We start from the raw sequence: 20,538 nt of genomic DNA on the forward strand, positions 1-20,538 counted from the left end.
TGCGGCAAGTCCGGGACGGCCAAGACCGCCAGGGCCGCGTTCCGAGGGGGCCTTCCACCCTCTCCCTCCCCGGAGCGGTGGCCCGCGGAACGCGCCATGGTTGCCGTCGGTTGTCCTTCACACATCATGACATTGGCAGGCCGGCCCCGCGCCCCCTACCTTTGGCGATATCGGTCCGGAGCGGGAGACGCGCATGGTCGACAGCGGCAACAGGCAGGCCCTGATCCTTGGGGCGGCGGGCGGGTTCGGCGGCGCGATGGCGCAGGAGCTGGGCCGGCGCGGCTGGTATCTGCGGCTTCTGGTCCGCGATCCGGCCCGGCTCGGCCGGCTGGGCCTGCCGGAAGACGCCGATATCGTGGTCGGCGACGCCCGCGACCCGGCGCTCGTCGCCCATGCCGCGCAGGGCATGGATGCGATCCTCCATGCCGTGAACCTGCCCTATCCGCAATGGGACCCGGCGATGCGCCGCATCACCGCGGCCGCGATCGAAGGTGCCCGCGCAAGCGGTGCCCGCCTGGTCTTCCCCGGCAATGTCTATGCCTTCGGCCGTCAGGATGCCCGGCCGCTGCACGAAGAGGCGGAGCGCCGCCCCGATACGGTCAAGGGCCGGCTGCGGGCCGATCTCGAGACCGCCATCGAGACGCTGGGCCGCGAGGGCGCGGCACCGGTCTTGATCCTGCGCGCCGGCGATTTCTACGGCCCGACGGTGCGCAACGGGCTGACCGACATGATCTTCGCCAGGCTGGCGAAGGGACAGGCGCCGCGCTGGCCGGGGCCGCTGGACCTGCCGCACCAGTGGTGCTTCGTGCCCGACCTCGCCCGGCTCACCGCCGACCTTCTGGAGGCGCCGGAACGCCTGGCCTCCGTGGAGCATGTTCATCTGGCCGCGCAGCTGTTCGACACGCAGCGCCGCTTCATGGAGATGGCGGCAGCTGCCGCCGGCCGCCCCCGGCTCCGCCCGAAGCGCCTGCCCTGGTGGCTGCTGCGCCTGGCGGCCCTGACCGATCCGGTCGCCCGCGAGTTGCTGGAGCTGCGCTATCTGTTCGACGATCCGGTCGTGCTCACCGGCAATCGTCTTCAGGTGCTGGTGCCCGATTTCCGGCCGACGGCGCCCGAGCGCGCGATTGCGGCCACCATGGCCGCCCATGCACAGGATGTGCGCCCGACTCAGGGTTGATGGCAGATGCGGGACTGACGGCAGATGCAGGGCGGCCCTGCGTCGGGCGCGAGGGAAATTCGGGTGACCGGCAGGCGGGGCGGGCGTACACCCCAAGGCACCCCCGCCCCCTTCCCGGCTTCTGCGTGTCATGGACATCCTGTCGGCCTTACTCACCCATCCCGTCGGTCCGGAGCTGCTGCTGGCCCTGTTCGCAGCCGCGATCGTGGCCGCCGCCATCGACGCCATCGCCGGCGGCGGCGGGCTGATCCCCCTGCCCGCCATGCTCGCAGCCGGCGTGGCGCCTGCCACCGCGATCGCCACCAACAAGGTGCAGTCCTCGATGGGCACGACCATGGCGGCGATCACCTATGTCCGCTCGGGCCAGGTGCGTGTGCGCGAGGTGGTGCCGCGGATCCTGACCGTGCTGGCCGGCGCGGCCCTGGGGTCGCTTGCCGTCCAGTCGATCGACCCCTCGGCACTGGGCCGCATCCTGCCGGTGCTGCTGGGTGTGATGGCCGCCTATTTCCTGCTCTCGCCACGGGTGGGCGACATCGATGCCGAGGCCCGCGTGCCGGGCTGGGTCACCGGCTGGATCGTGGCACCGCTGATCGGCTTCTATGACGGCTTCTTCGGGCCCGGGACCGGCTCCTTTTTCATGCTGGCGCTGGTCGCCCTCGATGGCCGCGGCATGCGCCGGGCCGTGGCCGAGACCAAGCTGCTCAACCTGACCAGCAATCTCTCGGCCCTCGCCGTCTTCGCACTCGGCGGCCATATCGACTGGATGCTGGGGGCGGTGATGGCCACGGGTGCGATCATCGGCGCCCGCATCGGGGCCGCCCTGGTGATCGCCCGCGGCACCCGGATCGTGAAACCGCTGCTGGTCTGCACCTGTCTGGCGCTTTCGGCGCGCCTGGCCTGGACCGAATACCGCGCCGATGCGGCACCACCGCCGGCGGCCGTCAGCGCAGAAATCCCCGCCACGGAGTGACCCACCGGATACGTTCATGAGCGGCAGGGCTTTGCGCCCCTGGACCCGACGGGTCGGCTGCGCCTAAGATTCCGCAGCCCGATCCAGCCCGCAGGTCACGGGAGCCTCTGCCGCCACATGGCCCAGGTCGTGGACATACCCGCCGCCTTTCGGGACGGCTTCGCCCGCGCCCGGCTTCTCGATGCCGGGCTGGCGGAGCGTTATGCCCGTCATCTGAGCCTGGGCGATCCGCTCGCCGATGCGGCGGTTGCGGCTGCCGCCACCGCGCGACAACGCCCGTGGATCCAGATCGGACTGGACGAAGGTCTGGCCGGGCTGGATGACGCGCCGCAGGCGCTGCGCGACCTCTTCGCGCATGCCACGGACGTGCCCTACTGGTTCACCCAAAGCCGGACCCTGCCCGGCTGCAGGGCCTTTCACGGCAATTCACGCATGTTTCTCGCGGCCTTCGTCGCGGGCTCGCTGGTCGAAGCCTATTCGACCCTGATCGCCAAGGCCTTCATCACCAGCGGTCGGCTGGGGGACCAGGCCGGCCGGCGCTTCCGCCAGAACAACCAGCTGCTGTCCGAGATCTTCCTGCCGGGCGGGCTCGGCGAGTTCGGCGAAGGCTGGAAGATGGCGCTGCGCATCCGGCTGATGCATGCCCGCCTGCGCCTGCTGACCGCGCGCTCCGCCGACTGGAACCATGAAGACTGGGGCACGCCGCTCAACGCCGCCCATATCGCCTTCATGAATGCCGCTCTCTCGGGCCGGCTGCTGGAACGCGCCCGGGTGCTGGGTGTGGAGCTGTTCCCCGAAGAGCGCCGCGCCTTCATGATGATCTGGCGCATGGCCGGCCATCTGACCGGCGTGCCGGCCGAGCTGCTGCCGCGCCATGAAATCGAGGCCCAGCAGCTGTTCCGGATCGGCCGGATGATGGAACCGCCGCCCGAGATCGAAGGCATCGTGCTCGCCAACGGGCTGATCAATTCCGCCCCGATGGCCGCCGGGGTCGATGATCCCGACCTGCGCCGCAAGCTGGTACGGCAGCTCTACGGCATCTCGCGCGGGTTAATCGGTGGCGATCTCGCAACCGCCCTGCACTTCCCGGAAACCCGCGGCATGGATACCCTGACCGCGATCCGGCTGCGCAACCGGGCCGATCTGCTGCTGCGCCGGCATATCGGTTTCTATGACCGCCGCCGCCGTGCCGGCCAGTTCACCCAGCTGCTCGATCTCTCTTTCGAAGGGCTGGACACCGGCCTTCCCCAAGCGGCGGTGGAGGACGAACTCCCCGCCTGACCTGACGTCTGCCCGGAGCCACGCATGCAGATCCCGAGTGCCTACCAGGACGGCATGGCCCGTGCCCGCCGCATCGATCCTGCACTGACCGAAACATATCTCCGTCATACCATGATCGGCGATCCCCTGGCGGATGCGGTGATGGCGGCCTTCCGTGACGTACCGGCTCCGGTTCAGCGCGACTGGATGCACCGGGGCATGGATGGCGGCCCGATGGCCGTGGCCGATGCCCCTGCCGCCTGGCGCGATTTCCTGGCCGAAACCGAGCGGGTGCCCGACTGGTTCGATCCCGGCTTCACCGGCCCGGGCTGCCGGGCTTTCCATGGCAATTCCGAGATGCTCATTGCGGCCTTCGTGGGCGCCGTGCTCGTCGAGGGGTTCTCCACCCTGATCAGCAAGTCGTTCTCGATCACCGGCCGGCTGGTGGATCAGGGCGTGCGCCGGCTGAAGCAGAACAACCGCCACATCTCGGAGATTTTTCTGCCCGGCGGGCTCGACCGCCATGGCGACGGCTGGAAGATGTCGGTCCGCATCCGGCTGATGCATGCCCGGCTGCGCGTACTGCTGGCCACGGCCGAGGAATGGGACACCCCCGCCTGGGGCGTGCCACTCAGTTCGGCCCATATCGCTTTCGCCACCGCCGCCTTCTCGGGCGGATTGCTGGATCGCGCCCGCAAACTCGGCGTCGAGCCCACCGAGGACGAGCGCCGCTCTTTCATGATGATCTGGCGCTATTCCGGCCATCTGATGGGGGTGGCGCCCGAGCTGCAGGCGGTGGACGAAGCCGCCGCCATGCGTCTCTTCCGCCTGGGCATGGCGGCAGAGCCTCCGCCGGATCTGGAGGCGATCCTGCTCGCCAACGGTCTGATCAATTCGGCACCGGTGGTCGCCGGCATCACCGATGCGGGCCAGCGCCGCAAGCTGGTCCGCCTGATCTATTCGGTGTCGCGGGGCATGATCGGCGACCAACTGGCCGATGCGCTGAACTACCCGCCCGCGCGCAATTTCGGTGCCCTGGCGGCCCTGCGCCTGCGCAACCGGGCCGACCGGGTGCTGCGGCGCCACGTCCCGGCCTGGGATCGCCGCCGCCGCGCCTTCCAGTTCGCGCAGATGATCGACCTCTCCTTTTCGGACGGGGCCGGCAACGACTACCGCATGCCCGCCCATCTCCATGCCGAAAAGGACCGCCCGTCGTGACCGTGCCCCGGACCACCGACATCCCGCCGGTGCTGGTGCTGAGCACCGGGCGATGCGGGTCCACCATGATCTCGGACCTGCTCTCCCGCCATCCGGCTGTGCTCAGCCTGTCGGAATTCTTCGTGCCGCTCGGCCCCGAGGCCTTCGCCCATGACAGCATCGACGGCGACGGCTTCTGGCGGATCCTCTCCCGCCAGAGCCCGGCGCTCCGCGCCATGCTCCGCGACGGCATCGTCGTCGATGAAATGCTCTACCCCTATGATCGGCCGGGCATGCGCTACGGCCTGGCGGATCTGCCGCCGATGATGATGGTCACCCTGCCGCATCTGACCGACGCCCCCGAAGCGCTCTACGATGCACTGGAACCCGTGGTGCGGGCGCGGCCGGCGATGCCGCTTGCCGATCAGTACCGGGCCCTCTTCGAAGACCTCGCCGGCCGCCTTGGCCGCAGGGTCTGGATCGAGCGTTCCGGCGGGTCGCTGATGCTGGCGGCCAAGCTGCTGCGCCTTTTCCCCGACGCCCGCGTGATCCATGTCCATCGCGACGGCCGCGACACCGCGATGTCGATGGAGAAGCATCACAATTTCAAGGTCCTGGTCGGGGCGATGAAGGCGGCCCGCCGATTGGGCGTGGATGCGACCCGCGACTTCACCCGCGATCGGGGCCGGCAGATCGATGTCCTCTCCCAGCGGATGATCTTCCCGTTCATCAATGCCCGCCGGCTGGCGGAGGGCGTCACCCTGTCCGAACTCGGCGCCTTCTGGAGCCTGATGATCGGCCTCGCCCGCGAGGTTCTGGACCCGCTGCCGCCCGACCGCCTGCTGACCGTCGCCTTCGAAGACGTTCAGCGCGCGCCCCGTGAACAGCTTCAGGCCATGATCCGCTTCATCGATCCCGGCCTCGACGATCCGGCCTGGCTCGACGAGGTCTCGGCCATCCCGCGCCCCGCCCGCTCCCGCGCCGCCGACCTGCCGCCGGACGTCTACGCCGCCCTCACCGAAGCCTGCCGGCCGGGGCTGAAGGCGTTGGGCTATTCCGTCTGAGCGCTGGCGTCCTAGCCCCGATGTCGTCCCCGCCCGCCGGCCACGATCTGCTCGGCATGGGGGTCGAGCGGCCAGCGGGCGCGGGGGATCAGGGCCAGGCCGTCATCGGCGGACAGGTCGCCGCCCGCCGCCAGATGCTCCAGACCGGCCCAGGCGATCATCGCCCCGTTGTCGGTGCACAGCCTGACCGGCGGCGCCACCAGATGCAGGCCGCGCCGGGTGGCGACATCGCCGAGCCGGGTGCGCAGCGCGGTGTTCGCGGCGACACCGCCGGCCACCACCAGCGCATGGCCGCGGCCATGGCTGGCCACGAATGCCTTGGCCGCGCGGCCGACCCGGTCGGCGACGCTGTCGGACACCGCGGCCTGAAAGCTCGCCGCCAGATCGGCGACGTCCTGCCGGCTCAGCACCCGGATCCGCTCCGCCTCCTGACGGACCGCGGTCTTGAGGCCCGAGAACGAGAAGTCGCAATCCGGCCGGCCGATCATCGGCCGCGGAAAGGCAAAACGGGCGGGATCGCCGTCACGGGCGGCCGCTTCGACCGCCGGCCCGCCGGGATAGCCGAGACCCAGAAGGCGCGCGGTCTTGTCGAAGGCCTCGCCCACCGCATCGTCGATGGTGGCGCCCAGGCGGCGATACTGCCCGAGGCCGGTGACCTCGGCGATCAGGCAATGGCCACCCGAGACCAGCAGCAGCAGGAAGGGAAAGGCGACGCCATGGGTGAGGCGGGCGGTCAAGGCATGCGCCTCCAGATGATTGATGCCGAGCAGCGGTACGCCCGCGCCCAGCGCCAGCCCCTTGGCGGTCATCAGACCGACCATCACCCCGCCGATCAGCCCCGGGCCCGAGGTGACGGCGATCGCATCCAGATCGCCCAGCCCCAGCTTCGCCTCGTCCAGCGTTGCCGCGACCAGCCGGTCGAGATGGTCGATGTGGGCGCGTGCCGCGATCTCGGGCACCACCCCGCCGAAGCCCTGATGCTCGTCGATCTGCGAGAGCACCAGATGGGCGCGGATGGTGCCGAGCGGCCGCCCCTGCCCCGGCTGCGCGGCCGGATCGGACACGACCACGGCCGCCGCCGTCTCGTCGCAGCTGGTCTCGATACCGAGACAGATGCGGGGACGTCGGGCAGCGGCGGGATCGGAAAGGCTGGCGGCGGACGCGGTCATCGGGCAGGGTTCCGGTTCGCGGGTGGGACCGCGGCAAGAGGTAGCGGCTCGGGCCGCCGATTACCACTTCCCAAACCGCACGTCAGGCACTAACACAGGGCCATCATGGTCACGCATCCGCTCCTCCGCATCGGCACCCGTGGCAGCCCGCTCGCCCTCGCACAGGCGAACGAGGTTCGCGGACGGCTGGCTGCACTCGATCCGGCCCTCGCCGCAGCCGGCACGGTCGAGATCGTCATCATCCGCACCACCGGCGATCAGGTCCAGGACCGGACCCTGGTCGAACTGGGCGGCAAGGGCCTGTTCACCAAAGAGATCGAAGAGGCGCTGATCACCGGCGCCATCGATCTGGCGGTCCATTCCATGAAGGACATGCCGACCGAGCTGCCCGAAGGGCTGGCGATCACCGCCCTGCTGCCGCGCGAGGATCCGCGCGACGCCTTCCTGTCGCTCAAGGCCCGCCGCCTCGACGACCTGCCGGCCGGGGCCGTGATCGGCACCGCCAGCCTGCGCCGTCAGGCCCAGCTGCTCGCCGCCCGCCCCGACCTGACGGTCGTGCCGCTGCGCGGCAATGTTCAGACCCGGCTGTCGCGGCTGCGCGAGGGGCGGATCGACGCCACCCTGCTCGCCATGGCCGGGCTCAACCGGCTGAAACTGACCGAGGTCGACCGCAGCCCGATCGATCCGGCGGTGATGCTGCCGGCGGTGGCCCAGGGCGCCATCGGCATCGAGACGCGCAGTGCCGACGACCGCACCAATGCCTGGGTAGGCGCGCTCGACGACGGCGAAACCGCCCTGGCGGTGATCGCCGAGCGGGCGCTGCTCGCGGTGCTCGACGGATCCTGCCGCACGCCGATCGCCGCCCTCGCCCGCCGCGACGACGACGGCCGCCTGGCCCTGACCGGCCGGGTCGCCAGCCCGGATGGCGGCACGCTGCTGGAAGAGGCGGGCGTGGCCGATGTCGGTGCGGCAGACCGCGCCGCCGCCGAGGCCCTGGGCCGCCAGGTCGGCACGGCCCTGCGAGAGCGGGCGGGAGAAGACATCGCCCGCTGGGCCGCCGGGGTGACCGGTCAATGGGTCCCCGGCGCCACCTGACACGCCCCGCCGCCGACATCGTCGCCTGCCCTTCCGCCCGAGATCGGAGCCCGCCCCGCCATGCGCATCCTGGTGACCCGTCCGATAGACGACGCACAGACGCTCGCGGAACAGTTGCATCGCCTGGGACACCAGGCGGTGATCGCGCCCCTGATGACCGTCCGCTACCGACCGATCCCCGATCTTGAACGGGTGCTGGACCGGGCGCAGCGGGTGCTGCTGACCAGCGCCAACGGCGCCCGGGCGCTGTCACGGGCGACAGACCGTCGCGATCTGAAACTGGCCACCGTCGGCCGCGCCACCGCCGAGGCGGCAAGGCGCGCCGGCTTCACCCGCATCGATGTCGCCGGCGGCGACGCCGACCGGCTGGCCGAACTCTGTGCCAATTCCTACAGGCCCGAAGACGGCCCGCTTGCCCATATCGCCGGCAGCGTGGTCACCGGGCGGCTGGGAGAGCAGCTGGGCGCGCTGGGCTTCGCCGTCGAGCGCCGGGTCGGCTATGACGCCGCCGCGATCGGCGAGCTGCCGCCGCCGGTTGCAGAGGGGCTGGCACAGGGCCAGCTGCCGGTGGTGATGCTGTTCTCGCCCCGCACGGCCCGCCTGTTCCTGGACGAAATCGAACGCCTGGGCATCGGCGCGTCCTTCTGTCGCATCGATGCGCTGTGCCTGAGCCCGGCCGTGGCAGAGATGGCCGCCGGCCTGCCCTGGCGGCGGCTGCTGGTCGCCGCCGAACCCGCAGGGGATGCGATGCTGGCGCTGCTCGATCAGGCCGGCCCCAATTCTCAGGCGCCCAACCCGCAGGCCACGCCCCCTCAATCCGCCACGCCGCAGGGCTGACCGTCTCGCGAAACGGGGGAACAACGCGTCGGGCGGGAACACCGTCGGCCCCTCGCGGCTTGCCTATGGGTGCCCGATGGGCGACAAAGGGTGCAAGCCGACCAGACGGAGACCGCCCGATGACCGAAAGCCGGACGCCGCCCTCCGGGAAGAAGACCGGCCCCGAGGCCGGTCGGCCCGACGCTGCCACGGCCGAAACCGAAGGCACCGCCGCACCGAAGGGTGCGGCGTCGACGCCTGCGGAGCCGACGCCTGCTGCCCGGACCGGCGCCGACGACGCCACGTCCTCACCTGCCGGAGGCGCGGATGCCGCCGGCAAGGCCGGGACGCCGAAGCCCGAGCCTGCAAAGCCCGAGACGCCCAAGGCTGCACCGGCAGCCGACGACGCCCCGCCGGCTGCCCGCATCGTCACCCCGACCGACCAGCGCCCCCAGCCCCGCGACCGGGTCGGCCGTGCCGCCCTCGGCGTCTCGATCCTGGCGCTGGTGCTGGTGGTGGTGGGCGGCGTGGTGGTGACCGCGGCCCCCAACAGGGTCCGGACCATGCTGGGTGCCGCCCCGGCCACCGTCGAACCCGCCCTCTCGGACCGTATCGCAGCGCTGGAGCAGCGGCTCGACCAGGGCCCGCCCGACACTGCCGAAATCGAGCGGCGGCTGGGTGCCGTCGAAAGCGGCCTCGGCAACCTGGAAGACGACCGGCTGGGGGAGCGTATCGGCTCCCTTGAGGACGCGGTCGCCCGGCTCGAGGCCCTGACCGAAACCGTGTCGAAGCTGGAAGCGGAGCTGTCGCGCACCAACGAGACCGTGGCGCGGATCGGACCGCTGGAGAACCGGCTGGCCAATGTCGAAGGTGCGGCCCGCAACCTTTCGGATCGCGCCGCCATCGCCGAAAGCCGGCTGGCGGATACCCCCACCGCCGACGCCATGCGCCTGACCGCGCTGGCGCTGGCCGATGCGCAGCTCTCGGACGCGCTGGATGCCGGCCGCAGCTTCGAAGGCCCGCTGGGCGCGATCCGCGCCCTGGGCCGCGGCGATGGCGAAATCACCGACGCGGTCGGGCAGCTGGCACCGCATGCAGCCGACGGCGTGCCGACGCGCGACGAACTGATCGCGCGCTTCCAGGCCCTGGTGCCGACCATCCTGCAGGCTGCGGAGACCAAACCCGCCGAAGGCGACGTGGTGGGCGGGGTGCTGGCCGAACTGCGCGGCCTGGTGACGGTGCGGCGCACCGGCCAGGAACAGACCGCGCCGGCCGCCGGTGCGCCCGAAGGCGATGCCGACCTGACCGTGGCCGCGATCGAGCGGCGGCTGAAGGCGGGTGACCTCGCCGGTGCCGTCGCCCGGGCGGAAGAACTGCCGCCGGCCGCCGCAGAGCGTGCCGCCGCCTGGACCGAGGCCGCCAGGGCGCGGCTTGCGGGGGAGCAGGCCGCCGCAGCCCTCGGTGATGCGGTCGCCGCCCGTTTCGAGGCCGGCGCCCGCGAGACTGCCGCCGTCCCCGCCGCCGGCGAGGCCGGTTCCCGGAATGCTGGTGAGGCCGCCCAATGATCCGCGTCATCCTGCTCGTCCTGGTCATCATTGCCCTCAGCCTGGGCGGCGCCTGGATCGCCGACCATCCCGGCAGCTTCTCGGTCGACTGGCTGGGCTGGCGGGTGGAGACCAGCTTCGCCGTGGCGCTCGCCGTGCTGGTGGTGGGGCTGGCGGCGCTCGCGATCATCGTCCGCCTGCTCTCAGGCCTCGTGACCGGCCCGAAAAGCTTCCTGCGCCGTCGCGCCGAACGCCGCCGCCGCCGGGGGCTGGAGGCCATGACCCGCGGTCTCGCCGCAGTCGCCGCCGGCGATGCCCGCGACGCCCGCAAGCTGTCGGCCCGGGCGGAACGCCTGCTCGATGCCCAGCCGCTCGCCGATATGCTCGCCGCCCAGTCGGCCCAGCTGGCCGAGGATCCGGCCGAGGCCGAGCGCCGCTGGACCCGGATGCTGGAGCATGAAGAAACCGCCGAGCTGGGCCTGCGCGGCCTGGCGGTGATGGCCCGCCGCCAGGGCGACGGTGCCGCCGCGGTCGCCCGCGCCCGTGAGGCGCTGGCGAAGCGCCCCGGCACCCGCTGGGCGCTGGAAACAGTGTTCGAGGTGAAGCTTGCCGAAGGCGACTGGGCCGAGGCCGAAGCCGCATTGACCGCGCTTGAACGCCACAAGCATCTGGACCGCGAGGAAAGCCGGCGCCGGCAATCGGCGCTGGAGATCGAACGTGCCCGCGCCGACAGCGCGGCCGGCCATCACGATGACGCAACCACTCGTGCGCGTACTGCGGTCAAGCTGGCCCCCGGCCGGCCCGAGGCCGCCATCACCCAGGTCGAGGTCGCGATCGCGGCCGGCAAGCTGCCGGTCGCCCGCAAGCTGATCGAACAGAACTGGGGTGCTGCGGCCCATCCGGAGCTGGGGCGGCTTTATGTCACCCTGCTCGGCGGCAACACCACGCCGACCGAACGGGTGCAGCGCGCCCGCGACCTGGCCCAGATCGCGCCAACCCAGGCCGAAAGCCGGCTGCTGGTCGCGGAAACCGCGCTTGAAGCCGGCATTCTGGGGGTCGCCCGCGACTCGGCCAACAAGATCGCGGTCGCCGATCGCGACACCCGCGCGGAGCGTATTGCCGCGCGGGCCGCCGAAGCGGATGGCGACTGGCAGTCCGCCGCCCAGGCCTGGCACCGCGCCGCCGATGCCCGCCCGGCGCCGGGCTGGATCTGCAGCCGCTGCAACACGGTGCACACCCGCTGGCACGCCGTCTGCGGCAGCTGCGGCAGCTTCGACACCGTCAGCTGGAGCCGCCCCGCCACGGTCCCCGCCGCCATGCCCGCAACCACCGGTCCGGCACCGGTGGTCGGCAGCGCCGCCGCGACCCCGCCGATGGATCCCGCCGCCCCAGGTCGACCACCCGCTGCGGCCTGAGCACGGGCCCCGGGGGCTGCAACCTCGCGACCAAGGTCGGTCAACCCCCCGGAATGTTTGACGCGGGCGCCGCGAGGGGCGCATATACCGGGCGGATGGATAAGCCCGGACGCGGGCGGCCGTGCCATCTCCGGCCCTCCCGCGGACCACTTGCCGATGGAGCCTAGGACGCGATGACCGAGACCACGCCGAAGACGCGCGTCGAGAAGGACACGATGGGGTCGCTCGACGTGCCAGCCGACCGCTACTGGGGTGCCCAGACCCAGCGGTCGCTGCAGAACTTCAAGATCGGCGGCGAGAAGATGCCGGTGCCGCTGGTGCGCGCGCTGGGCGTGCAGAAGCTGGCCGCGGCCCGGGTGAACATGGCGCTGGGCGCTCTGGACGCGAAGGTCGGTGAGGCCATCGTCGCCGCCGCCCGCGAGGTTGCCGACGGCAAGCTCGACGATCACTTCCCGCTGGTGGTCTGGCAGACCGGCTCGGGCACCCAGACCAACATGAACGCCAACGAGGTGATCTCGAACCGCGCGATCGAGATGCTCGGCGGCGAGATCGGCTCGAAGAGCCCGGTTCATCCGAACGATCACGTGAACTGCGGCCAGTCGTCGAACGACACCTTCCCGACCGTGATGCATATCGCGGCCGCGGTGGAAGCGACCGGCCATCTGATCCCGAGCCTGCGCCACCTGCACAAGGCGCTGGCCGACAAGGCCGAGGCCTTTGCCGAGATCATCAAGATCGGCCGCACCCACACCCAGGATGCGACGCCGCTGACCCTCGGCCAGGAATTCGGCGGCTATGCCCGCCAGATCGAATATGGCATCGCCCGGGTCGAGTCGTCGCTGGCCCGCGTTTACGAGCTGGCCCAGGGCGGCACCGCGGTCGGCACCGGCCTCAATGCCAAGATCGGCTTCGCCGAGGCCTTCGCCGACGAGGTGGCGAAGATCACCGGCCTGCCCTTCATCACCGCGCCGAACAAGTTCGAGGCGCTGGCCGCGAACGACGCGCTGGTCGAGCTGTCGGGCGCGCTGAACGTGCTTGCCGCCAGCGTGATGAAGATCGCCAACGACATCCGCTTCCTGGGCTCCGGCCCGCGCTCGGGCCTGGGTGAGCTGCTGCTGCCCGAGAACGAGCCCGGCTCGTCGATCATGCCGGGCAAGGTGAACCCGACCCAGTGCGAGGCGCTGACCATGGTCGCCGCCCAGGTGATGGGCAACCATGTGACGGTGACCGTCGCCGGCTCGAACGGCCATTTCGAGCTGAACGTCTTCAAGCCGGTCATCATCTACAACGTCCTGCAGTCGATCCGTCTGCTGGGCGACGCCGCGGTCAGCTTCGCCGACAACTGCGTGGTCGGCATCGAGGCGAACACCCGCCGCATCGACGAGCTGATGCGCAACTCGCTGATGCTGGTGACGGCGCTGAACCCCTATATCGGCTATGACAACGCCGCCAAGGCGGCCAAGACCGCCCATAAGGAAGGCACCAGCCTCAAGGAAGCGGTGGTCAAGCTCGGCCTGCTCACCGAGGACGAGTTCGATCGCTATGTCGATCCGAAGCTGATGATCGGCCCCAGCGCCTGAGCCGTCACGCCACGGAACGACCCCGTCGGCAGACGGGAGGAAACGCCACGGGCGGCATCGGATCTCCGATGCCGCCCGTCGTGTATCCGGCCCGGGCCTTCAGGAGCGCCCCGTCATTTCACCCGGCAGTCATTTCACCCGGATGCGGTTCAGCAGATCCACGATCCGCGCCTGATCCAGAGGCTCGTCCAGCGGCACGCAGATATGGCCGTCGAGGCGGATGGAGCTGAGGCTGGCGGGCAGCGGCGCCGGCTTTGCAGGTGCGGAGACCGGTTCGGACCGCGGTGCCGCCTGCGGCTGAGGCCCGGCTGCGGGCTTTGCCGCGGGTTGCTCGGGCTGGGCCTCCGGTTCGGGGGCAGGCACCGCCTCGGGCTCCGCGGTCTCATCCCCTCCGAACAGCCGCGAGAAGAAGGCACCAACGGGATCCCCCTGCTCTTCGGCAGGCGCTTCGGCTTCGGCCGGCGCCTGATCGGCCGGTTCTGCCGGCACGGCCTTCGGGGCGGGCGGCCCGGCGGTTTCCGGCGTCTCGTAAGCCTGGCTGTCGAACCAGCGCCCGATCCCGGCGAACACCGCACCGATGCCGGTGTCGCCGTCGATCTCGCCGATCGCGGTATCGACGACCGGTGGCGCATCGGGCTCCGGCGCGCGCCGGCCCCGTGCCGGTGCCGGCGTTGTTTTCACCGCATCGGCTTCGGCGACCTCGTCCGCTGCGGCCCGGGCATCGGCTTCGGCCGCGGCATCGATCAGTGACTGGTCGGGCAGGCTGGTCGCAAACAGAACGCAATGCGCATTCGCCGTTTCCGCCCGCACCCAGTCCAGCCGCGCGCGCGGCCCGTCATTCAACGCCACATCCAGACTGCCGCCGCTGCCGACCCTATAGGCGAAGCGCTGGAAATAGAGCGGAAGCGCCTCTTCAAGCGCAGTAACAGGATCCGGTGGCCCATCCGGGCCGTCCGGCCGGTCCGCTCCGCCCCCGTCATCCACAGGCGGGGCAGCCGGCACGGAGCTGCGGCTGCCGCCATTCCGTCCGGCCCCGTTAAGAAAGCCGTTCACCACCGAAAACGCCTGGCTGCCTGCCGGATCGCCGGCAGCCGGTGCCCCGTCTTCATCGGGTGCCGACAGGTCCAGCCCGGCCAGGCGCGGATCCGCAGCCCTTACCGGCACGGTGGCGGGCCGCGTCGGGGCCCCCTCCTCGCCGGCCACCGTGCTCTGGCCGCTCGCCGTCCCCGTCCCGGCAACGGCAGCGGTTTCGGGCTCGGGCTCAGGCGCATCGGGGGCAAGCAGGGCAGACCGGCTTTCCGATGCCAGGCGCTGCAGACGCACCTGTCCCCGGGGCACGGCGCCATAAAGGTCGCCGTAATCGGCAATCGCCCGGTCGTAGATGCCATAAGGCTGAACCACGAAGCGCGACGGCTGGCGCTGCAGCTCCGGCCAGTCGATCCGCACCGGAGACTGCCACTCGGCCATCAACCCGTAACGGGGCGGCACCAGCGGTTGCAGCAGCGGCGCACAGCCCCCCGCAGGCAGCAACATGGCCAGAACCGCAAGCCGGCTGGCAGATGGACGCAGGATCATGGGCGGGACATATCCGTCTGGCAGATGCGGTCGACCGACAGTCGGCCACGGGGACCATGGCAGGTCAAGCCCGCCCCCGTGGCAATATCATGGCCCGCGATTCCTGGCCCCATTGATTCGTAATCAGTTGCCGCAATGGGGGATGATCGGCTGTGATGCGCGGGCCCTTTCCTTTGCAACCGGAACGCTGATGTCGCCCTCTGCCCCTGCCCTGTTGCTCGCTCCGCTGCCGGTTCTGCTCGCCATGGTCCTGCTGGCACTGCGACGCAGTTCCCTGGAAGCGGGGCTCGCCGGTGCCGGGGTGGCGGTGCTGATCGCGCTCGGCAGCGGGGTGGATGTCACCTCCCTGATCGATGCCGGGCTCCGCGCCGGCTGGATCGCCTGGACGGCCGTTTCGGTCATCCTCGCCGGGCTGGTTTTCGATGCCGTGGCCTCGCCTGCCGCCGCCCTTGGCGGGGAGCGCACGATCGCCGCCGATCCGGCGCGCTATCGCCGCATCTTCACCGCCTGCATGCTGATCGGCCCCTTCGCCGAAAGCGCCACCGGTTTCGGCGTCGGTGCCGTGGTCACAGCCGCCCTGCTCCGCCTTGAAGGGCTGCCGCCGATCCGGGTCGCGGTGCTGTCGCTGTTGAGCCAGCTGCTGGTGCCCTGGGGCGCACTCGCCATCGGAACCCAGGTCACGGCCGCCCTGCTCGACCACGACCCGCATCTGCTGGGCGCCGCTACAGCGCTGCTCTCCACCCCGGTCTATGCCGGCGCACTGATATTGCTGCGCTTTCAGGCTGCGGCGTCCGGCATCCGCCCGCGGGGGCGTGACCGGTTGACCGATCCACTGCTGATCGCCCTCACCATCCTGCTGCTTGCCGGCGCCAATCTGCTGATCGGGCCCGAAACGGCGGCACTCGCAGCACTCGGCCTGCCGATCGCCGTAGATCTGCTGCTTCGCCGTCGGCAGTCGGGCGGGCAGGATGCCACCATCACGGCACTTGCCCCCTATCTGGTGCTGACCCTGGTGCTGCTCGCCACGCGGCTGATCGACCCGCTGGCCGGTCTGCTCCGCGGACCGATGATCCGGCCCTTCGCCGACCTGCCGGGCTGGGCACCGCTGCATCATCCCTCCCTCTGGCTGCTCGCGTCCGGTTTCGGCGTCGCCCTCCATGCCCGCCGCAAGGGCATCATCGGCGCGGCGCGCACCGGCCTTCTGCGCAGCCTGCGCCCGGCCGCAGCCACCTTCGCTTTCGTGCTGCTGGCGGGGCTCTGGGCCGCAGGCGGCGCGCCCGCACTCCTGGCCCAGGCCTGGGCCGGCACGGCCGGGGCAGCCGCCCCGGCCATCGTCCCGCCGCTGGCCGGAATTGCAGGCTTCCTGACCGGCAGCAATGTCGCGGTCGCAGCCATGATCGCACCGCTCATCGGCGCCCTGCCCGGGCTCGATGCCGCCGCGACCACGGGGCCCCTGCCGCTTGGCATCACCGCCACCCTGCTGGCCGCAGGCGGTATCGCCACCATGATCTCCCCCATGCGCCTTGCCATGGCCGCGGCCCTGGCCGGCGCACATCCCGCCGACGAAGCGGCCATCCGCCGGGCGGCCACGCCGCTGCCCGTGACGATCGCCCTTCTGCTTGCCGCAGCCGCGGCGGCAGCCGGCTTTGCGGCCGCAGCTTAACCGCTTGCCAAACCCGGCTTCCGGCGCTATCGTCCGCGCCGTCCGGAGAGGCTCGCCCGTCTCCGGACCACGCCGGCGTAGCTCAGGGGGAGAGCAACTGATTCGTAATCAGTAGGTCGTAGGTTCAATTCCTACCGCCGGCACCAGATTTCAAGGGGTTAGCGCCTGTCAAGGCGGATACGTTCAACTCTAAAAAGTTGAACGTTCAACTCCAAAAAACAGGCCGCATGCAGTGATGTGCATGCGGCCTGTTTTTTGTTCAGGTCGCGACAGCGGCGCATAAATTATTGCAACTCCTTGCAACATATAAGAAATTTCCAGATCAATCCCTACCGGCATCCTGGTTCTCACTCCGAGGAATCTCTCCATCGGAGCCACCTCAACTGAGAGCTCAGATCCATGCCACTTCTTCCTGCCCCACTTCAAGCCATCGCCACTACCATAGCTCTGCGGGACGTTGCCACTGCAGGCGGCCCTGCCACCCCCTGGATCCGAACCATTGATGCCGTCGCGACCAATGACGGCGGCGGTGGCCTCTGGCGTTGGGAGGCCACATCCACCGCCGCCGACAATACCGGCACAGTGGTGCAGCCTGATGATGTGCCATCCGGTGTCGCCGGACGCTGGCATCGCGATACGGATGGTCAGCTGGACATCATCTGGTTCGGCGCTGTGGGCGACAATACGACCGACTGCTCAGCCGCTCTCCAGGCCGCCTTCAACGCCGCCCGCATCGTCTCCGGCGGGACCCAGGACATCTGTCGGATTCACGTGCCGATTGGCCGTTTTGTCTTCAAACAGACGATCGACCTGCCCTCGACCATTCACCTGACCGGCGTCGCTCCGGAATTGAGCGTCCTCAGGGCATCATCAATGTCCTCTGGTGCAGACGGCTTGCGGGCACACTTCGAGAAGGCGAACGGCACGGCGATGCATGTGTCGAACCTGCAGATCGCCGGTCAGGCCGGCACTGGCGGTGCCCTCCTGTCGATCAAAGGCGGCGGCCGCATGCAGATTCGCAATCTGTCCTTCAACTATTCAGGTAATGGTGACGGCAGCGCAGGACTGCGTCTGATCGATTGCCAGGACTGCGAGTTCTCGAACCTGGTCATGGCAAAAATCGGTCGTCCGGATCAGGTGCCCCGTCTCGGCGCGACACTCTCGATCTACCATGAGGGGTTTGCCGATCCGGCCTATGCCGGCGTACGTCCGAACAACCTCTACTTCCACGGGTTGCGGATCGAAGATCCGCGTGCCACTGGTCTCTATGTCGAGGATGGCCGGGGCATCCAGCTCTTCAGTGGTAAGATCGACGGCTCTTTCGGCAGCGTCGTACCCGAGGGCGTGCCTGCGATCCACCTTAAGAATACGACCAATCTGCGCTGGCGGGACTCGTTTGTCGCCGGCATGAAAGGCCCCAATCTCCACATCGACGGCTACAGCTCTGCTGAAATCATCGACCCGATCTGGGCTCCTGGCCAGGGAAAGGCCATGATCACCGGCACGGCGGCATTCGGGGCTCCCTCGGCTCTCAACTACCTGGCAGGCCACATTATCGTGCCCGGCGTCACGATCACCGGTGGCAGCCTCAATCAGCAGATGCCCACGTATTCAGCCGGGACCGTTGACGCCTTCTGCGACGTAACGGTCGCAGAACCCGTCCGTTACGACGATCTCACGGTGACCTCGCGGGCCTACAATTCCAGTGCGAACCACACGGCAGTCTACTGCGACGTTCCGGGAAGCTTCCCATCGTCGAACAACGTCGCCCAAGGCCTGTTCCTCGTCGACAAGACGTCAGGCCGGCGCTGGCAGATCCAGGATGACTTCGCCGGGACGCCGCGGCAGTTCCGCCTCTGGGGCAATGTCGCGGCCGAAGTGACTGTAGGCGCAGCCATGCAGGTGGAATGGGACGTCTTCCCGGGATTCCGTATGGCGCTGCGTGACAGCAATATCCTCCGTCCGCGCGAGGCCCGCAATGCAGCCGAAGTGCCACGATTGTTCACGGAAGTCGCATCCGGCCTGTCCCTGTCCGGTCCTGCATTCGACGGCACGGCCTGCCTTACCGAGGTCGCAACGGGTGTCACAATGACGGCCGACGAGCATGCTGGCCACTTCCTGATCGACAGCACGACCCGTGATGCCTGGTACATCGCCGGCAACAACTCGGCCGGCGTGCTTGCGCTCTGGTACGACATCACGGCTGAACTCTCTGCGGCGATCACAGCCGGCCACCGCTTCGACATCACCACCGGCATCGATCGGACCGTAAGTCTGATCGGTGATCGGGCACTTTGGCAGTATGCTGCCGGATTGCGGCAGGGAACCTTTCCGATAACTGACTGGAAGACCGGCGGGACGCCCGTCACCTGACCGACGCCCCCACTTCAGGGCTTCACCGACGCCTCACGGCCACCCACCGGTGAAACCCACGGTCTCGCCGACCACGAAGCCGGCCTTGTCGGACAGCAGAAAAGCAATCAGCTCGCCGATCTCCTCGGGCCGGCCCAGACGGCCGAGCGGCACCATCTCGCGCACACGGGCAGCGCCGGCCGGATCGTCGATCCATTTCGCGCGCGGGTAATAGGTCTCGCTGTAGAGGAAGTTCGGTGCCACGGCATTCACCCGGATGCCATGGGGGGCCAGCTCGTTCGCCAGTGCCTTGGCAAGTCCGGTCGAGGCCGAGCGGGCGGTCGCGTACATCGCGAACCCCGGATAGGGACGGCGCGGCGAGGCGGAGGTGACCATCACGATGGCGCCGGCGCCCTGCGCCTTCAGATGCGGGGTCGCCGCCGAGGCAAGCGCGAAGGGGAAGACGGTCAGCGCCTCAAGCATCTCGCGCAGCGCCTCCGCTTCGGTCTCTTCGATGCGGCGACGGATCGCGGGATAGGCGTCGTTGGAGACGATGCCGTGCAGCCCGCCCATCCGGTCGAGCACTTCGGCGATCAGCCGGGCCGGATCCTGGGCCTCGGCGGCGGTCATGCCCTGATTTTCCGCCTCCCAGGCGGCGCGGGCCGCCACGTCGGTGAAGGATGTGTCATGGGCGATGATCTGCCAGCCCTGGCTGGCAAGCGCCGCCACCGTAGGGGCGCCGGCATATTTGGTCGCATTGGTAACCAGCGCCACGCGGGGCGCGGTGTCGGTGACAGGCATAGGTGCGTTTCCATCCTCGAAACTGCCGGGCCCGCTTCTGATGGTGGCGGGCTCAGGGCGGGTGGGGCCGGTTTCAGATCCGACCTAAAGCTTGGTGCCGTAGCGGCTCAGCCGTTCCAGATCCAGGATCTCGATCCGTCCGTGCTGCAGCCGAAGCAGTCCTTCGGTCTGCAGCTGCCGCAGCGCCTTGCTCGCGGTCTGACGCGACATGCCTGACAGCAGGCCGATCTCTTCCTGCGAGATGCCCAGCTGCAGCTGGTCATTGGGGCTCAGCACCGGGTTGAACAGCCAGGCGATCGACCGGGCAAGCCGGGCCGTCGGGTCCAGCAACCGGCCATAGCCCACAAAGGCGATGAACTGGCCCAGGCGCTCGTTCAGCTGCCGGACCAGGAATTTGTTGAAGGGCGGGCTGTTGTCCATCAGCCAGCGGAAAGTCCGGCCGTTGAGCAGGGCAATGCTGGTATCGCGCAGGGCCACCACGTCATAGCGCCGCGGTTCGTTCTTGATGACCGAGCCTTCCCCCACCCATCCGCTGCGCGATATGCCGGTCAGGCTGACCATCTCCCCGCTTTCCGCCACGACGCTGATCTTCAGCAGCCCGTCGATCACCCCGAACCAGGCATCGACATGGTCATGCTCGTGCAGCAGGTAGGCGCCCTTGGGCAGCAGCTTCTCGGTCATATTGCGCCGGGCGAGTTCGCGATCCTCCTCATTCAGATCCTTTGCCCAGTGAGCGACGGTCATGAACTTCGCTTCAGAGAGCATGGCATCCCTTGTCCGGTGGGGCACAGGTTGGCCGGCTGGCCGTCGGCTGATCCATGACGGATGACCCCGATCCATGAAGGATAACCCTGGCGCGG

16 protein-coding genes and 1 tRNA gene are annotated in these 20,538 nt (G+C 69.6%); 13 read left to right on the forward strand and 4 right to left on the reverse strand.

Annotated features, from left to right (window positions below; translation table 11 throughout):
- Positions 1-193: 193 nt before the first annotated feature.
- From CMO28_RS15285 to CMO28_RS15305, 5 genes are all read left to right on the forward strand, one after another.
- Positions 194-1,177 carry an NAD(P)H-binding protein gene (locus CMO28_RS15285; RefSeq protein ID WP_296714974.1) on the forward strand — a complete coding sequence of 328 codons (984 nt, stop codon included), beginning with the start codon at positions 194-196 and terminating at the stop codon, positions 1,175-1,177.
- Between the two features lie 130 nt (positions 1,178-1,307).
- The gene (locus tag CMO28_RS15290; protein ID WP_296714976.1) at positions 1,308-2,147 is read left to right on the forward strand and encodes a TSUP family transporter; all 840 of its coding nucleotides are present in this window, start codon (positions 1,308-1,310) and stop codon (positions 2,145-2,147) included.
- A gap of 117 nt (positions 2,148-2,264) precedes the next feature.
- Positions 2,265-3,428 (forward strand): oxygenase MpaB family protein, encoded by a 1,164-nt coding sequence (locus CMO28_RS15295; RefSeq protein WP_296714977.1) that lies wholly within the window; start codon positions 2,265-2,267, stop codon positions 3,426-3,428.
- A gap of 24 nt (positions 3,429-3,452) precedes the next feature.
- Positions 3,453-4,625, forward strand: a complete 1,173-nt coding sequence (locus tag CMO28_RS15300) for an oxygenase MpaB family protein (protein WP_296714979.1) — start codon at positions 3,453-3,455, stop codon at positions 4,623-4,625.
- The gene (locus CMO28_RS15305; protein ID WP_296714981.1) at positions 4,622-5,668 is read left to right on the forward strand and encodes a sulfotransferase; all 1,047 of its coding nucleotides are present in this window, start codon (positions 4,622-4,624) and stop codon (positions 5,666-5,668) included. The genes CMO28_RS15300 and CMO28_RS15305 overlap by 4 nt, the downstream gene beginning before the upstream one ends.
- 11 nt (positions 5,669-5,679) lie before the next feature.
- Here the strand turns inward: CMO28_RS15305 and tsaD are convergent, their stop codons facing one another.
- Positions 5,680-6,837: a tRNA (adenosine(37)-N6)-threonylcarbamoyltransferase complex transferase subunit TsaD gene (gene tsaD, locus CMO28_RS15310; RefSeq protein WP_296714983.1), complete on the reverse strand. Its 1,158-nt coding sequence runs from the start codon at positions 6,835-6,837 to the stop codon at positions 5,680-5,682.
- Between the two features lie 105 nt (positions 6,838-6,942).
- On the opposite strand from tsaD, the gene hemC reads away from it, so the two are divergent.
- The 5 genes from hemC (at position 6,943) to fumC (ending at position 13,287) form a co-directional block, all read left to right on the forward strand.
- The gene (hemC, locus tag CMO28_RS15315) at positions 6,943-7,932 is read left to right on the forward strand and encodes a hydroxymethylbilane synthase (RefSeq protein ID WP_296714984.1); all 990 of its coding nucleotides are present in this window, start codon (positions 6,943-6,945) and stop codon (positions 7,930-7,932) included.
- A gap of 60 nt (positions 7,933-7,992) precedes the next feature.
- Positions 7,993-8,769, forward strand: coding sequence for a uroporphyrinogen-III synthase (locus tag CMO28_RS15320; protein ID WP_296714986.1), 777 nt, complete (start codon positions 7,993-7,995; stop codon positions 8,767-8,769).
- 119 nt (positions 8,770-8,888) lie between these two features.
- A complete protein-coding gene (locus tag CMO28_RS15325; protein WP_296714988.1) occupies positions 8,889-10,313 on the forward strand; it encodes a COG4223 family protein in 1,425 nt (474 codons plus the stop codon).
- Entirely contained in the window at positions 10,310-11,707 is a 1,398-nt protein-coding gene (locus tag CMO28_RS15330; RefSeq protein WP_296714990.1) for a heme biosynthesis protein HemY, read from the forward strand. The genes CMO28_RS15325 and CMO28_RS15330 overlap by 4 nt, the downstream gene beginning before the upstream one ends.
- Before the next feature lie 173 nt (positions 11,708-11,880).
- On the forward strand, positions 11,881-13,287 hold the full coding sequence (fumC, locus tag CMO28_RS15335) for a class II fumarate hydratase (RefSeq protein WP_296714991.1): 1,407 nt from the start codon (positions 11,881-11,883) through the stop codon (positions 13,285-13,287).
- A 129-nt stretch (positions 13,288-13,416) separates the two neighbouring features.
- On the opposite strand, the gene CMO28_RS15340 is transcribed toward fumC, so the two are convergent.
- Positions 13,417-14,862 carry a hypothetical protein gene (locus tag CMO28_RS15340; RefSeq protein ID WP_296714993.1) on the reverse strand — a complete coding sequence of 482 codons (1,446 nt, stop codon included), beginning with the start codon at positions 14,860-14,862 and terminating at the stop codon, positions 13,417-13,419.
- A 190-nt stretch (positions 14,863-15,052) separates the two neighbouring features.
- On the opposite strand from CMO28_RS15340, the gene CMO28_RS15345 reads away from it, so the two are divergent.
- The 3 genes from CMO28_RS15345 to CMO28_RS15355 all read left to right on the forward strand — a co-directional run bounded on the left by CMO28_RS15345 (position 15,053) and on the right by CMO28_RS15355 (position 18,898).
- The gene (locus CMO28_RS15345; RefSeq protein ID WP_296714995.1) at positions 15,053-16,525 is read left to right on the forward strand and encodes a hypothetical protein; all 1,473 of its coding nucleotides are present in this window, start codon (positions 15,053-15,055) and stop codon (positions 16,523-16,525) included.
- A gap of 71 nt (positions 16,526-16,596) precedes the next feature.
- Positions 16,597-16,671 (forward strand) — tRNA-Thr (locus CMO28_RS15350).
- Positions 16,672-16,924: 253 nt separating this feature from the next.
- Positions 16,925-18,898 carry a glycosyl hydrolase family 28-related protein gene (locus CMO28_RS15355; RefSeq protein WP_296714998.1) on the forward strand — a complete coding sequence of 658 codons (1,974 nt, stop codon included), beginning with the start codon at positions 16,925-16,927 and terminating at the stop codon, positions 18,896-18,898.
- A 33-nt stretch (positions 18,899-18,931) separates the two neighbouring features.
- On the opposite strand, the gene CMO28_RS15360 is transcribed toward CMO28_RS15355, so the two are convergent.
- Both CMO28_RS15360 and CMO28_RS15365 read right to left on the reverse strand, forming a co-directional pair.
- Entirely contained in the window at positions 18,932-19,678 is a 747-nt protein-coding gene (locus CMO28_RS15360; RefSeq protein ID WP_296715000.1) for an SDR family oxidoreductase, read from the reverse strand.
- A gap of 84 nt (positions 19,679-19,762) precedes the next feature.
- Complete coding sequence (locus CMO28_RS15365; protein ID WP_296715002.1) at positions 19,763-20,443, reverse strand: Crp/Fnr family transcriptional regulator; 681 nt, start codon at positions 20,441-20,443, stop codon at positions 19,763-19,765.
- Between the last annotated feature and the right edge of the window lie 95 nt (positions 20,444-20,538).

Origin of the sequence: Tistrella sp. (genome assembly GCF_002684955.1) — a bacterium.
Taxonomy (GTDB): Bacteria; Pseudomonadota; Alphaproteobacteria; order Tistrellales; family Tistrellaceae; genus Tistrella; species Tistrella mobilis.